Raw genomic sequence first — 14815 nt, 5'->3', positions numbered from 1 at the left:
CGGGCCGCCGGGCGACGACCGCCTCCAGGGTAGGGCGACCCTCCGACACCGGCGCGTGCGAGGCTGGGCGGATGACCAGGGCGCGCTTCGAGATCATCCCGTCGGACGGCATCGGCGAGAAGGCGGAGCGGGCGTTCCCCGATCCGGCCGCGGTGACGCTGACCGTGACGAGCCTGCCGAAGCACGGGACGGAGCGGACGATCGACTCCGCGGTGGAGCTGGCCGGCCGCGGCTTCCGGGTCGTGCCGCACCTCGCGGCGCGGAACGTCGAGGGTCGCGAGGCGCTGGAGCGCGCACTCGGGCGGATGCGGGACGCGGGGATCGACGAGGCGTTCGTGATCTCGGGCGACGCGAGGAGCGCCGCCGGCGGCTACTCCACCTCGCTCGAGCTCATCCGCGACGCCCGCGAGCTGCGGCCCGAGCTGGCTGTCGACATCGCCGGCTACCCGGAGGGGCACCCGCACCTCTCGGACGAGAGCATCGCGAAGCACCTGCGCGAGCGGGCGCCGTACCTCCGCGGGATCGTCACGCAGATGTGCTTCGACGTGGACGCGGTCGACCGCTACGCCGACCGGCTGCGGGCGGACGGGATCGACGCGGAGCTGTGGGCCGGAGTGCCGGGGCCGGTCGAGCGGGCGCGGCTGCTCTCGCTCGGCGCGCGGATCGGCGTCGGGTCGTCGCTCGGCTTCCTCAAGCGGAGCTCGTCGGTGGCGGGCGGGCTGCTGCGCGGCCGCCGCTTCGACCCGTCCGCCTTCGTCGGCCGGCTGGAAGCCGCCGTGGGCGACCGCCTCGCCGGCCTGCACGTCTACACCTTCAACGAGCTGGACGGCCTGCGCGACTTCTGACCCCCTCCGCGAGATGCCACTTGTGAGCGGTTTTTGCGGCGTGTCGCGCTCATAAGTGGCATCTCGCGGTGGGGATCAGCGCGAGGTGCGGACCCAGATGGGCGGGTGGGGGAGCTCGGACTCGGTGCGGAGGCGGCCGGCCAGGGGGGCCCAGACGATCAGGGCGACGGCGAGGCCGAGCAGCAGGCCGCCGATGGTGTCGGTGAGCCAGTGCGCGCCGAGGTAGGTGCGGCTGGCCATCATCGCGACGCTGTAGAGGAAGCCGGCGATCCAGACCCAGAGCAGCGGGAAGACCAGGGCGAGCACCATCGCGGTGGTCGAGGCGTTCGCGGTGTGGCCGGAGGGGAAGGAGCCGTAGTCGCTGGTGACCAGCATGTCCTCGGGGCGGGCGCGGCCGACCAGCTCCTTCACGAGCTGGGTGGCGCCGACGCTGACGAGGGCGGCGAGCGCGTAGTAGAGGGCGGCCCAGCGCCGGCGGAAGACCAGCAGCACGATGATGATCGCGACCGGGATGATCGCCGTGCCGACGATCCCGGCGCCGACGGTGTTCATGATGAGCGCCGGGACGTCCCAGACGCTCGAGCGGTGCTCGACGATCTCGTCCATCCACTCGACGTCGAACGAGAACGCGCTGGTGGGCCGGAAGGCGATGATCACGGCGAGGATGATCGTCACGGCCAGCGCGATCGAGGCGGAGATCAGCGGCCAGCGGCGCGAGACGTGCCGGGCGGCCTCCGTGGTGAGGACCTTCGAGACGACGTCGTCCGAGGGGGCGCGCCGGTGGAGGCGCTCGCGCTGCACGGCGTCGGGCTGGGCGACGCCGGGCTCGGTCTTCAGGGGGTCGTGGCGAGGATCCATCCGGACATGATGGCGCCACCGGACGTTCGCGCGCTGGGGGTTGCGGGCGGGTCGCGCGGGTCGGGCCCCTCCGGCCCGGCGGATCAGTCCTGCAGGGCCGGGACCGTGCGGGGGCGGACGACGAGCCAGAGCGCCAGGATCGACACGGCGGCGGTGGCCATCATGACGCCGGCCATCGGCACGGCCGACTCGGCGCCGAAGAGGCCGGAGATCGGCGAGAGGATGCCGGCGGTGCCGAAGTTCACGGCGCCGAGCAGCGACGCGGCGGTGCCCGCCTCGCGGCCGTGGTTGACCAGGCCGAGCACCTGCACGCAGGGGAAGCTGAAGCCGCAGGCCGCGATGAAGAACCAGAGCGGCACGAGGGTGCCCCAGATGCCGAAGCCCAGGCCGTCGAAGAGCGCGATCAGCCCGGCGGTGACGAAGAGCGTGACCGTGGTGACGGCGAGGATCCACTGCGGGCCGACGCCGCGGCGGCTGAGGTACGAGGACGCCTGGACGCCCGAGACCACGCCGAGCGAGTTCACCGCGAAGAGAAGGCCGTACTGCTGCGCGTCCAGGCCGTAGAGCCCCTGGAAGAGGAACGACGAGCTGGAGAGGTAGGTGAACAGACCGCCGAAGGTCATGCCGCCGATGATCGCGACGCCGACGAACACCCGGTCGGAGAGCACCGCGCGGTAGCGCTGCACGAGCGAGCGGGAGTCGCGGTCGGCGCGCGCCACCCGGGGGCGCGTCTCGACGATCAGCAGCGCGACCGCCAGCATCACCAGCAGGCCGTAGGCGGCCAGGAAGACGAAGATGCCGCGCCAGTCCATCACCAGCAGCAGCTGCGAGCCGATGACCGGCGCGAGCACGGGCGCGAGGCCGGAGACGAGCGCGAGCCGCGACAGCATCTTCACCAGCGGACGCCCGCCGAACAGGTCGCGGACCATCGCCATCGCGACGACACCGCCCGCGGCGGCGCCGGCCCCCATCAGGAAGCGGAAGACGCCGAGCGAGACGATCTCGGGGGCGAACGCCGCGCCGACGCAGGCCAGCACGTGCAGCGAGGTCGCGAGCAGGATCGGCAGCCGCCGCCCGACCACGTCGCTCCACGGCCCGACGACCAGCTGCCCGAGCGCGAAGCCGAGCGTCGTGCCGGTGAGGGTCAGCTGCACCGCCGCCTCCGACACGTTCAGCTCGCTCTGCAGCGCGGGGAAGGCGGGGAGGTAGAGGTCGATCGTGAACGGGCCGAGCGCGGTGAGCGCGCCGAGCACGATCACGTAGACGAGGCGCTGACGGTTGGTCAGGGCGTCGCCGGCGTGCCGGTGCACGGGGATCGAACCGGTGGGGGTCGGGGCGAGAGAGGTCACGGAGCCTTCCTGCGGAGCGCAGAGCGGAGAAGGGAGAGGGGAGCGCGGAAGGGCACCGCCTCTACCGCCAAGCGACGGGAGACCGGATTCATTCCCTGACTATCGAATCAATTCGACCGGGTGTCGCGCAAGGGTCTGAGCCGAGCCCGTGGACCGGAGTGCGCCTTCGGGATGCGGGGAGCGCTGCTCAGGCCGCCGGCCGCGCGCCGCCGGCCGGGTGCAGCTCGGCGGTCAGCGGATCGGCGAGCAGGCGCTCGAAGGCCAGCTCGGCCGCGCCGAGCATCAGCAGGTCGGCGCCGAGCTCGGTGCGGGCGATGCGCACGGAGTCGAGCGCCACCCGGAACGGCCCGCCGCGGCCCAGGCGCTCCTCGAGGAAGCCCGGTGCGACGCCGACGAGCGCGCCGAGGAACCCGCCGAGCACCACCAGCTGCGGGTTGAAGATGTTGACGACGTTGCGCAGCGCCACGGCGAGGTGCCCGAGCTGCCGCTCCACCTCCGCACGCACCGCGGGATCGCTCGAGGCGGCGAGCGCCTCCTCGAGCCGCTCGCTCACGTCGGCGCTCTCGTCGAGGCCGAGCACCCGCAGCAGCTCCGCCCGGCCGACCTCGGTCTCGAGGCAGCCGACCGCGCCGCAGTGGCAGTCGACGCCGGCGCTGTTCACGAGGGTGTGGCCGATCTCGCCCGCGTAGCCGTCGATCCCGTGCAGCGGGGTGCCGCCGACGATCACGCCGGCGCCGACGCCGCTCGCGCCGCCGTTGAGGTAGACGAGGTGGGACACGTCACGCCCGGCGCCGAGGACGCTCTCGGCGAGCGCGCCGAGATTCGCGTCGTTGGCCGAGAGCACCGGGAGCCCGGTCGCCTCGGCGAGCATCCGGGAGAACGGCTCGTCGGTCCAGCCGAGGTGCGGGCCGACCCGGACCAGGCCGTCGGCGTCCCGGACGAGACCGGGGACGGCGACGCCGATGCCGACGGTACGGGCGTCCCTCGGCAGGTCGGCGACCAGCTCGGCAATGGCCTCCGCCGCGAGCCGGGCAGCGGCCTCGGCGCTCGGCACGGTGGCGGTGCGGCGGATGCGGCGGCGCACCTCGGCGTCCAGGCCGACGATCGCGACCGTGACCGCGTCGATCTCCGGGTTCACCGCGATCGCGACGACCCGCGGATCGGTCTCGACGATCGGGCTGGGCCGTCCGACCTGGTTGAGGGTCTCGGGCTGCAGCTCGCGCACGACGCCCAGCTCGACCAGTTCGCCGACGAGGGCTGCGATGGTGGAGCGGTTGAGTCCGGTGAGGCGGGTGAGCTGCGAGCGGGACCGCGGGCCGCCGCGGTGCACGAGTCGGAGGAGCGCGGACAGATTGTGCCGGCGGACCCGGTCGAGGTTGTTGCCGCGCGTCGCGTTCTCGGCCATTCCGCGGTCTCCTCTGCTCTCCGGGGCCAGCCTATCCGCGGGTGCGGGCGCTTCCGGCCGCACAACATCAGCTGAGAAGGGAGTCCCTCGCCCCACAGAGGAGGGACCCCTCTCTCAGCTGATGTTGTGCGCGGGCCTCGCCGGTCAGGACCCCGCGCGGGTCCAGGTCCAGCTGCCGGCGGGCGCGTCGACGCTCACGTCGCCGCCCGAGCGGGTCACCGTGAACACCGTCTCCGCACCGGAGTCGTGCGCCGGCACCCGCACGACCGTCTCGCCGTCCGCGCCCGGGAACACCCGCAGCTCCAGCCCGTCGACGTAGTCGTACTCGGCGACGTCGCTGCGCGCACCGACCGGGATCACCGCGCCCTCGCGGACGTAGAGCGGCAGCGAGTCGAAGCCGTGCACCTCGCGGCGCCACTCCCCCGCCGAGTCGGTGCTCTCGCCGGTCCACCAGTTCGTCCAGCGCCCGCGCGGCAGGTAGAACTCGACCGAGCCGTCGGGAGTGAACACCGGCGCGACCAGCAGGTCGTGGCCGAGCATGTACTGCGTGTCGAGGTGCGCCGCGTTGCGGTCGTCCTCGAACTCGAGCGTCATCGGCCGCATCACCGGGGTGCCGGTGCGCGCCGCCTCCGCCCCCGCCGCGTAGAGGTAGGGCATCAGCGAGAGCTTCAGCCGGGTGAAGAGCCGGGTGACGTCGACCGCCTCCTCGTCGAACGCCCATGGCACCCGCACCGAGGACGACCCGTGCAGCCGCGAGTGCGAGGAGAGCAGCCCGAAGGCGAGCCAGCGCTTGAAGACGCCCGGGTCGGGCGTGCCCTCGAAGCCGCCGATGTCGTGCGCCCAGAAGCCGAAGCCGCCGAGCGCGAGCGAGAGCCCGCCGCGCAGGGTCTCGGCCATCGAGACGTAGGAGGAGGTGTTGTCGCCGCCCCAGTGCACCGGCAGCGCCTGGCCGCCGACCGTGGCGCTGCGGGCGAAGAGCGCCGCGCGTCCCTCGCCGAGCTCCTCCTCCAGCACCTCGAACACCGCGCGGTTGTAGAGCTGGGTGTACCAGTTGTGCATGCCCTCGGGGTCGGAGCCGTCGGACCAGGCCACGCCCTCGGACGGGATGCGCTCGCCGAAGTCGGTCTTGAAGGAGTCGACGCCCTGGCGGACGAGGACCCGCAGCTTGTCCTGGAACCAGCGGGTCGCCTCCGGGTTCGTGAAGTCGATCAGCGCCATGCCGGCCACCCACAGGTCCCACTGCCAGACGTCGCCCGCGGTGGTGCGCAGCAGGTAGCCCTTCTCGCGGCCCTCCTCGAACAGCGCCGAGGCCTGGCCGATGTAGGGGTTGATCCAGACGCAGGTGTGCAGGCCGCGCTCGTGCAGGCGGGCGAGGATCCCCTCCGGGTCCGGGAAGGTGCGCGGGTCCCACTCGAGGTCGGTCCACTGGAACTCGCGCATCCAGAAGCAGTCGAAGTGGAAGGCCGACAGCGGCAGCTCGCGCTCGGCGAAGCCGTCGATGAAGGAGTTCACCGTCTCCTCGTCGTAGCTGGTGGTGAAGCTCGTGGTGAGCCAGAGGCCGTAGCTCCACGCGGGGACGATCGCCGGGCGGCCGGCCAGCCCGGTGTAGCGGCGGAGCACGTCCTTCTTGGTCGGACCCTGGATCACCAGGTACTCCAGCGCCTCGCCGCCGACCGAGAACTGCACGCGCTCGACGGTCTCGGAGCCGATCTCGAAGGAGACCAGGCCGGGGTCGTTGACGAGGACGCCGTAGCCGCGGCTGGAGAGGTAGAAGGGGACGTTCTTGTAGGCCTGCTCGGAGGAGGTGCCGCCGTCGGCGTTCCAGACGTCGACGGTCTGGCCGTTCTTGACGAACGGGCCGAAGCGCTCCCCCAGGCCGTAGACGAGCTCGCCGACGCCGAGGTCGAGCTGCTCGTGCAGGTAGGCCTTCCCGTCGGGGCCGGTGAGGTAGCCCTCGGCCTTGTGCCCGGAGCCGGTGAGGCGCGTGTCCGTCGCGGTGTCCCAGAACTCGAGCGACCAGGGCGCGCCCTGCGCGACGCGCACCTCGAGGTCGCCGGTGCGCAGCACGCCGCCGGACTCCGTCAGGCTCGCCTCGCCGACCGCGTCGTCGACCAGGTCGAAGCCGCGGCGGGTCGCAGTGCCGCGCCAGTGCTCGATCCGGATCTTCGCGACGCCCTCGGCGGGCGAGGACACGGTGACGGTCAGCGTCGGCCGGTTCAGCACGTCGCCGCGGCCCTGGATCACCTTCGTCGGGGCGATCACCTCGAGCGAGGTGCCGTGGGAGCGGATGTCGTACGCCTCCTGCGCGAAGAGGGGCGTGAATCCGGCCCTCGTCTGCCAGAACCCGTCGGTGAACTTCATGGGGTGGTGCCTTTCTGATGGGGAGGCCGATGCCGGGAGCGAGGTCGAAGCGCTTCGATTCCCTACCGGGCGCGCCGGGGGGATCAGCGGCGCGGGCCCCGGTGGAAGGACCCGCGCCGCGGTGAGAAGGGGCTACTTGACCGCGCCGGCGGTGATGCCGCGGGTCAGGGTGCGCTGGAAGATCAGGAAGAAGATCAGCGTCGGCAGCAGGCCCAGCAGGGCGCTCGCGCTGGTCGTCGTGACGTCCATGATCTTGTCGCCCTGGAGGCTGGAGATGGCGATCGGGACGGTCTGCGTCGCGTCGCTCACCAGGAAGACCAGCGGGATGAGGAACTCGTTCCAGGTCCAGATGAAGAAGAAGATCATCAGCACCGAGAGCGTCGGCCGCGAGATCGGCACGATCACCCGGGTGAGCACCTGCCACTTGGAGGCGCCGTCGAGTGCCGCGGCCTCGAGGATCTCCTTCGGGAAGGTGCCGTAGACGCTGGAGAGCAGATAGGTGCCGAACGCCGACTGGATGACGGTGAAGATGATGATCACCGAGAGCTGGCTGTCGTAGATCCCGACGGCCTTGAACATGTAGTACAGCGGATAGAGCAGGGCCTCCTGCGGCAGCATGTTCGCCAGCAGGAACAGGATGATGATCCAGCTCCGGCCCTTCACCCGGCCGATGCCGATCGCATAGGCGTTGAGCACCGAGAGGGCGACCGCGAGGATCGCGACCGAGCCCGAGATCAGGATCGAGTTGCCGAGCTTCTCCGGGAAGTTCACCCGCTCCCAGAAGGTCGATAGGCCGTCGAAGGAGAGGCCGGTCGGGAAGGCGAGCGGGCCGCCCACGGAGTACTCGGCCGGGGTCTTGAACGAGTTGAGCAGGATCAGCAGCACCGGGCTGATGATGACGAGTCCGATCACGACGGCCACGATCAGGATCGCCCAGTCGCCGAAGGTGCGCTTGGTCGCGCCCTTCGAGGCCTTGGGCGTCTTCTTCGGCGTGGTCAGATCGGTGTCGTCGGTTCCGGCCTGGGTGAACGGCAGGGCTTCGATGGCCGACATCAGCGGGCTCCTTCGCTGCGCTCGACGCGCTCCTGGGCGCGGATGAAGAGGACGGCCAGGATCACGATGACGATGGTCAGCGCGGTCGCGATGGTGGCGCCGTAGCCCACCTGCTGCTTCTGGAAGAACTCGGTGTAGGAGTAGTAGCTCGGCACGATGGTCGAGTCGCCCGGGCCGCCGCGGGTCAGCGCGTAGATCGGGCCGAAGACCTTCAGCGCGGCGATGGTGCAGGTGAGGGTGACGACGAAGACCTCGGGCCGGATGATCGAGATGGTGATCCAGCGGAAGCGCTGGAACCAGTTCGCGCCGTCGAGCTCGGCGGCCTCGTAGAGCTCGGGGTCCACGCGCTGCAGCGCCGCCATGAAGATGACGACCGGGTAGCCGAGCTGCACCCAGATCATCACGACCATGATCGAGAGCATCGCGGTGTCGGGCTTGCCGAGCCAGTCGTGCGCGAGCGAGCCGAGGCCGACCGCCTCGAGGATCGAGTTCAGGGCGCCGTTGTCCGGGCGGAGGATCCAGCCGATCACGATCGCGGCGATGACCGTCGGCAGGATCTGCGGGAGGTAGTAGGTCGCGCGGAGGAAGGAGGCGATCCTCCCGCCGAACTTCTTGCCGACCAGATCGAAGAGGATCGCGGCGAGGAGGAGGCCGAGGATCGTCGGCACGATCACCATCGCGATGATCATGTAGACGGAGTTGAGGAACGACGTCCAGAACTGGTCGTCGCCCATCAGCTCGATCCAGTTGTCGAGGCCGATGAAGATCGGCGGCTTGATGCCGCGCCACGACGTGAAGCTGATGTAGATGTTCCAGATCAGCGGGATCAGCACGATGAACACGAAGAGCACGAAGCCCGGGATCAGGTACAGCCAGTAGCCGCCGGAGCGCTTCTCGCGGGGCGGCTTCTCCGCCGTGGGAGGCGGCGGGGCGCTCTCCGCGCGACGCGGAACGGTCGTCGTCATGGGTACTCCTTGAACGTGTGCTGTCGTGTGGGGGCGGCGGGGCCCGGGGTGGCCGCGAGATGCCACTTGTGCACGGCTTTCACGGCGTGTCGCGCGCACAAGTGGCATCTCGCGGGAGGGGGCGACCTTGCAGTTACTTGATGTCGGCCACGCCGTCGTCGTACTTGCCCTGCAGCTCCGTCAGCATGCCGCTGGGGTCGGTCGAGCCGTTGATGAGCTCCTGCGAGGCGGCGACGAGGTCGTCGTAGAAGGTGGCGGTGGGCCAGTCGGGGTAGAAGGAGAGCTGGTCCTCGTCGACGACCGTCTTCCACTGCGACAGCAGCGCCTTGCTCTTCTCATCCGTGATGGCGGTCTCGTCGACGACCAGCGGGATGCCGCCGTTGTTGCCGATGAGGTTCTGGATCTCGGGGCGCATCGTGATGTCGATCCACTTGTAGGCGAGGTCCTTGTTCTTCGCCGTCTCGGGGATGACCCAGTGGTTGCCCGCGGAGCCCATCGTGAACTCGGCGCCCGGGAAGAGGAACGTGTCCCACTCGAAGCCGGTGATCTCGGTCTTGAAGCGGCCGAACCACCACGAGCCCGAGAAGAAGATCGGGTACTCGCCGGAGATGAACGCGGTGCCCGCGTCCTCGGCCTTGAGCCCGGAGGCGTCGGCCGAGAAGTAGCCCTTGTCGACGTAGGTCTGCAGCTGATCGGCCGCGTAGCTCCAGGCCGCGTCCTCGAAGTCGACCTCGCCGGTGTAGGTCTGGTAGTCGGTGATCCACTGGCGATCGGCCTTCAGCAGCGCGAGCTGGTAGAAGAGCTGCTGGAGCGGGTACTCCGCGCCGGCCTCGGCGAGCGGGGTGATCCCCTTCGCGACGAAGGCGTCGAGCACGGCGGTGAACTCGTCGTAGGTCGTCGGGACCTCGAGGCCGTTCGCCGCGAAGACGTCCTTGTCGTAGTAGACGAAGGTGAACTCGCCGTAGTTGGGGATGCCGTACCAGGAGCCGGAGCCCATGATGCCCTTGTCGTCGTACTTGGCCGTGGTCTGCAGAGCGCCCGGGATGAGCTTGTCCCAACCGTAGAACTCGACGGCCTCGTCGAGGTTGGTCAGCAGCCCCTGGCTGGAGAGCAGACCGCTGGTCGCGTTGCCCTTGTTGTACTCGACGACGTCGGGCGCGGAGTTGGAGTTGAAGATCTGGCTGGCACCGGTGCGCAGCTGCTCGAAGGCCTTGAACTCGTAGGCGATCTCGGCGCCGGTCTCCTCGGTGAAGATGTCGCGGGCGGCGAGCCAGGCGATGCCGCGGTCGCTGTCGGGGGTCTCGAAGTCCCACATGGTGAGGGTGCGGCCGGCGCCGTCGACATCGGTGGCGAGGGCGTCGGAGCCGGCGTCGGAACCGCCTCCGGAGCAGGCGGCGAGCGCGAACATCGCGCCGATGCCGACACCGCCGGCGATCAGGCCGCGGCGGCTCAGCGAGCCGACGGTGGCGGCGGAAGGGCGGTGGAAGGCGGTGCGGGGACGAAGCGACATAGCGGGAGTTCTCCTTCAAACGGTGCCGCGGGGCTGTGGACGAGGGCTGTGAGTGGTGGATCGTGCGAGTCGAAGAGCGCTCTCTGAGACCGGCCGAGCTGTCGAAGCGTTTCGACGATCGGCGCGGAGAGCGCTGAGGCGATGAGGACTGGGGAGGGGTCAGGGAGCGGCCGGCACCGGGGCGCCGGTCGCGGCGAGCGCGACGGAGCCGCGGTCGACGTAGTGGGGCGGGAGGAGGTCGACGCCGGTGGTGCGGCCGGAGTCGATCTGCTGGAGGGTACGGGCGACGGCCGCGCGGCACATCGCGTCGAACGGGAGAGGGATGCTGCTGACCGGCACCGGGAGCGCCGCGCCGTCGTAGCTCGCGCAGGCCGCGAGGACCGAGAGGTCGCCGGGGATCGAGAGGCCGCGCTCGACGAGGCGCTCGATCGCCGCCTCCGCCACCGGCTCGTTGCAGTGCAGCACGAGGGCGGAGACCGGGGCGGTGAGCAGCGCGTCGACCGCCGCCGACGCGCTCGCGCGGCCGATGTGCGGGCGCTCGACGCTGAGGGCGAGGCCGAGGGCCGTGCACTCCGCCTCGAAGGCGTCGTCGAAGCGGCGGACGAAGCCGGCGTTGCGGTCGGTGTACGACTGCGGGTGCTCGATCAGGCCGATCGAGCGGTGGCCCTGCTCGGCGAGCAGGCGGACGCTGCGGCGGGCGGCCTCGGCGAAGTCGAGGTCGACGCAGGCGAGCTCGTGCGCGTCGGCCGGGACGCCGATGAAGGTCGCCGGGACGCCGGCCGCGCGGATGAGGGCCGCGCGGTCGTCCTCGTCGTCGACGCCCATCAGGACGACGCCGTCGACGAGCGAGGAGGAGGAGACGCGGGCGATGCCGCTGGAGGCCTCGTCCGTGACGAGGAGGAGGACGTCGTAGTCGGACTCGCGGGCCCGCTCGAGCACCTCGGTGACGAAGCGCATGTGGGTGGGCAGGTGCAGCTCGCCGCGCATCGGCGCCGAGAGGGCGAGGATGTGGGTCCGCGCTCCGGCGAGCATGCGGGCGCCGGCGTGCGGCCGGTAGCCCAGCTGCCGGACGGCCTCGTCGACCCGCTGGCGGGTGGAGGCGGCGATCGATCGCTTGCCGGAGAGGGCGTAGGAGACGGTGCTGATCGAGACCCCGGCCACGCGGGCGACGTCGTGGATGCTCGCCATCGTTCCTCCTGCCGGACCTCGTCGTCGGTGCCCGGCCGCTCCGCCCTGCTCGGGAGAGCAGTGCTTCGAAACGCTTCGACCGGGTTGCTGCTGAGCACTGTACGCACAGTCGAAACGCTTCCGCAAGGAATTCGTCGGGCGACTCCACATATCGACGCGAGACATCGCGTCGATCGAGGAGCACCACCGCGCGCCACGTCGCGACGACCGTTGCGCCGCACGCCCCCGATCGATATGTTGGGCGCAACAACAATTCGGCGACGCCGCCGGAAAGGATTCGGATCAATGTCCCTGACCCCCACCCGCGCCGACAAGTTCTCGTTCGGCCTCTGGACCATCGGCTACAACGGGACGGACCCGTTCGGCGGCCCGACCCGCAAGCCCCTCGACACCGTGCACGCGGTCGAGAAGCTGAGCGAGCTCGGCGCCTACGGCCTCACCTTCCACGACGACGACCTCTTCGCGTTCGGCTCGACCGACGCCGAGCGCCAGACCGAGATCGACCGCCTCAAGGGCGCGCTCGAGTCCACCGGCCTGATCGTCCCGATGGTGACCACCAACCTCTTCAGCGCCCCGGTCTTCAAGGACGGCGGCTTCACCTCGAACGACCGCGACGTGCGCCGCTTCGCGCTGCGCAAGGTCCTCCGCAACATCGACCTCGCCGCCGAGCTCGGCGCGCAGACCTTCGTGATGTGGGGCGGCCGCGAGGGCGCCGAGTACGACTCCGCCAAGGACATCCGCGCGGCCCTCGAGCGCTACCGCGAGGCCGTCAACCTGCTCGGCGACTACGTCACCGACAAGGGCTACGACATCCGCTTCGCGATCGAGCCCAAGCCCAACGAGCCCCGCGGCGACATCCTGCTGCCGACCCTCGGCCACGCGATCGCGTTCATCGACTCGCTCGAGCGCCCCGAGCTCGTCGGCGTGAACCCCGAGGTCGGTCACGAGCAGATGGCGGGCCTGAACTTCACGGCCGGCATCGCCCAGGCGCTGTACCACGGCAAGCTCTTCCACATCGACCTCAACGGCCAGCGCGGCATCAAGTACGACCAGGACCTCGTCTTCGGTCACGGCGACCTGCACAACGCGTTCTCGCTCGTCGACCTGCTGGAGAACGGCGGCCCCGGCGGCGTCCCGGCCTACGACGGCCCGCGCCACTTCGACTACAAGCCCTCGCGCACCGAGGACGAGACCGGCGTCTGGGACTCGGCCGCGGCCAACATGCGCACCTACCTGCTGCTCAAGGAGCGCGCGGCGGCCTTCCGCGCCGACCCCGAGGTCCAGGAGGCGCTCGCGGCGTCGAAGGTCGGCGAGCTGTCGACCCCGACGCTGAACGAGGGCGAGTCCTACGACGACCTGCTCGCGGACACCGCGTCCTACGAGTCGTTCGACACCGACGCGTACCTCGGCGGCAAGGGCTTCGGCTTCGTCCGCCTGCAGCAGCTCGCGACCGAGCACCTGCTCGGCGCGCGCGGCTGACCCACCCGGCCGCTCCCGCGGTGCGCCGCGGGTCGTCCTGAGACGGACGGGATCCTCTGCCTCGGCAGGGGGTCTCGTCCGTTCTCGCATGCCGGGGTGACGGCTCCGGCCCTCCCCCGCCTCTCCTCCGCGGAGGCATGGCCCCCGCCCTTCCACTCGACGGAGGCGCCGCCTCCGCACCCCGACTTCAGCGGAGGCCGCGCCTCCGCACCCGCCACAACGAACGGAGACGGCGATGACGCTCGTCGCAGGGATCGACTCGTCCACCCAGAGCTGCAAGGTGGTCGTCCGCGACCTCGACACCGGAGCCGTGGTCCGCACCGGCCGCGCCTCGCACCCGGACGGGACCGAGGTCGACCCGGCCGCCTGGTGGGACGCGCTGCAGGTCGCGCTCGCGGACGCAGGCGGACTCGACGACGTCGCCGCGATCTCGGTCGGCGGGCAGCAGCACGGCATGGTCGTCCTCGACGCGGACGGGCAGGTGATCCGGCCCGCGCTGCTCTGGAACGACACCCGCAGCGCCGGCGCGGCGCGCGAGCTGATCGAGGAGCTCGGCGCGGAGGCGTGGGCCCAGCGCACCGGCAGCGTCCCGGTCGCCTCCTTCACCGCCACCAAGCTGCGCTGGCTGCGCGACGCCGAGCCGGAGAACGCCGCGCGCGTCGCGGCCGTGGCGCTCCCGCACGACTGGCTGACCTGGCGCCTGCTCGGCTACGGCCCCGACTCCGCGCGCGGACCGCAGCTGGACGCGCTGACGACCGACCGCTCCGACGCCTCCGGCACGTCCTACTGGGGCGCCGACGGCTACGACCTCGACCTGCTCGAGCGCGCGCTCGGGCACCGGGCGCTCCTCCCCCGCGTGCTCGGACCCTCGGAGCAGGCGGGCACGACCGAGAGCGGTCTCGTCGTCGGTCCCGGCGCGGGCGACAACGCCGGCGCGGCGCTCGGCCTGGGCGCTGGGCCCGGCGACGTCGTGGTGAGCATCGGCACCAGCGGCACGGTCTTCGCGGTGACCGACGACCCGGTGCGCGACGCCTCGGGCACGGTCGCGGGCTTCGCGGACGCGAGCGGGCGGTTCCTGCCGCTGGTCGCGACACTGAACGCGGCCCGGGTGCTGGCCTCGACCGCCGGGCTGCTCGGGAGCGACTTCGACGCCTTCTCGGCGCTCGCGCTCGAGGCGGAGCCGGGCTCCGGCGGCCTCGTGCTCGTCCCCTACTTCGAGGGCGAGCGGACGCCGAACCTGCCCGACGCGACGGCGAGCCTGCACGGGATGACGATCGCGTCGACCACGCGGCCGAACCTGGCGCGCGCGGCGATCGAGGGCATGCTCTGCGGCCTCGCCGACGGCCTGGACGCCGTGCGGGCGCAGGGCGTCGAGGCCCGGCGCATCCTGCTGATCGGCGGGGCGGCGCAGAACGGCGCGGTGCAGCTCGCGGCCTCGCAGGTCTTCGACGTGCCCGTGGTCGTGCCGACGCCGGGCGAGTACGTCGCCGACGGCGCCGCGGTGCAGGCCGCTTGGGCGCTGACCGGCGCGCGCCCGACCTGGGAGGTCACCTCCCTCGCCGAGCCGACGCCGGACCACCGCCCGGTCATCCGCGAGCAGTACGCGGCGGCCCGCGCCTGACCCGCGTGCAGAGGGCGGGTCTCGATACGCGCTGCGCGCTACTCGACCAGCATGAGGAGGCAGCCGCCCGACGGGCGTCCTCCATGCTGATCGAGTAGCCCGCGGAGCGGGCGTATCGAGATCCACCCCTCTGCAGGACGTGGGTCTCGATACGCGCTGCGCGCTCCTCGACCAGCATGAG

11 protein-coding genes are annotated in these 14815 nt (G+C 71.3%); 3 read left to right on the top strand and 8 right to left on the bottom strand.

The genetic code is table 11. The features are described from left to right. Positions 1–71: 71 nt before the first annotated feature. Complete coding sequence (locus tag MT350_RS10215) at positions 72–845, top strand: methylenetetrahydrofolate reductase (RefSeq protein ID WP_243598423.1); 774 nt, start codon at positions 72–74, stop codon at positions 843–845. 75 nt (positions 846–920) lie between these two features. On the opposite strand, the gene MT350_RS10210 is transcribed toward MT350_RS10215, so the two are convergent. The 8 genes from MT350_RS10210 to MT350_RS10175 all read right to left on the bottom strand — a co-directional run bounded on the left by MT350_RS10210 (position 921) and on the right by MT350_RS10175 (position 11534). Beyond that, positions 921–1703: a phosphatase PAP2 family protein gene (locus tag MT350_RS10210; protein WP_243598422.1), complete on the bottom strand. Its 783-nt coding sequence runs from the start codon at positions 1701–1703 to the stop codon at positions 921–923. Positions 1704–1786: 83 nt separating this feature from the next. Continuing rightward, positions 1787–3052, bottom strand: a complete 1266-nt coding sequence (locus tag MT350_RS10205) for a multidrug effflux MFS transporter (RefSeq protein WP_243598421.1) — start codon at positions 3050–3052, stop codon at positions 1787–1789. Positions 3053–3239: 187 nt separating this feature from the next. Continuing rightward, the gene (locus MT350_RS10200; protein ID WP_243598420.1) at positions 3240–4457 is read right to left on the bottom strand and encodes an ROK family protein; all 1218 of its coding nucleotides are present in this window, start codon (positions 4455–4457) and stop codon (positions 3240–3242) included. Positions 4458–4601: 144 nt separating this feature from the next. After that, positions 4602–6818, bottom strand: a complete 2217-nt coding sequence (gene yicI / locus MT350_RS10195) for an alpha-xylosidase (RefSeq protein ID WP_243598419.1) — start codon at positions 6816–6818, stop codon at positions 4602–4604. A gap of 132 nt (positions 6819–6950) precedes the next feature. Beyond that, entirely contained in the window at positions 6951–7871 is a 921-nt protein-coding gene (locus MT350_RS10190) for a carbohydrate ABC transporter permease (RefSeq protein ID WP_243598418.1), read from the bottom strand. Continuing rightward, the gene (locus MT350_RS10185) at positions 7871–8836 is read right to left on the bottom strand and encodes a carbohydrate ABC transporter permease (protein WP_123447720.1); all 966 of its coding nucleotides are present in this window, start codon (positions 8834–8836) and stop codon (positions 7871–7873) included. The genes MT350_RS10190 and MT350_RS10185 overlap by 1 nt, the downstream gene beginning before the upstream one ends. Before the next feature lie 133 nt (positions 8837–8969). Then, complete coding sequence (locus MT350_RS10180) at positions 8970–10346, bottom strand: ABC transporter substrate-binding protein (protein ID WP_243598417.1); 1377 nt, start codon at positions 10344–10346, stop codon at positions 8970–8972. A gap of 159 nt (positions 10347–10505) precedes the next feature. Continuing rightward, the gene (locus MT350_RS10175) at positions 10506–11534 is read right to left on the bottom strand and encodes a LacI family DNA-binding transcriptional regulator (protein WP_243598416.1); all 1029 of its coding nucleotides are present in this window, start codon (positions 11532–11534) and stop codon (positions 10506–10508) included. A 285-nt stretch (positions 11535–11819) separates the two neighbouring features. Between MT350_RS10175 and xylA the strand changes: the two genes are divergently transcribed. Then, positions 11820–13013, top strand: coding sequence for a xylose isomerase (gene xylA, locus MT350_RS10170; protein WP_123447721.1), 1194 nt, complete (start codon positions 11820–11822; stop codon positions 13011–13013). Positions 13014–13248: 235 nt separating this feature from the next. Beyond that, positions 13249–14634: a xylulokinase gene (xylB, locus tag MT350_RS10165; protein WP_243615855.1), complete on the top strand. Its 1386-nt coding sequence runs from the start codon at positions 13249–13251 to the stop codon at positions 14632–14634. The last annotated feature ends 181 nt before the right edge of the window (positions 14635–14815 follow it).

The sequence above is a fragment of the Rathayibacter sp. VKM Ac-2928 genome, from assembly GCF_022815545.1.
In the GTDB taxonomy this organism is placed as follows: Bacteria; Actinomycetota; Actinomycetes; order Actinomycetales; family Microbacteriaceae; genus Rathayibacter; species Rathayibacter festucae.
This window is presented reverse-complemented; position numbering and strand designations above follow the sequence as displayed.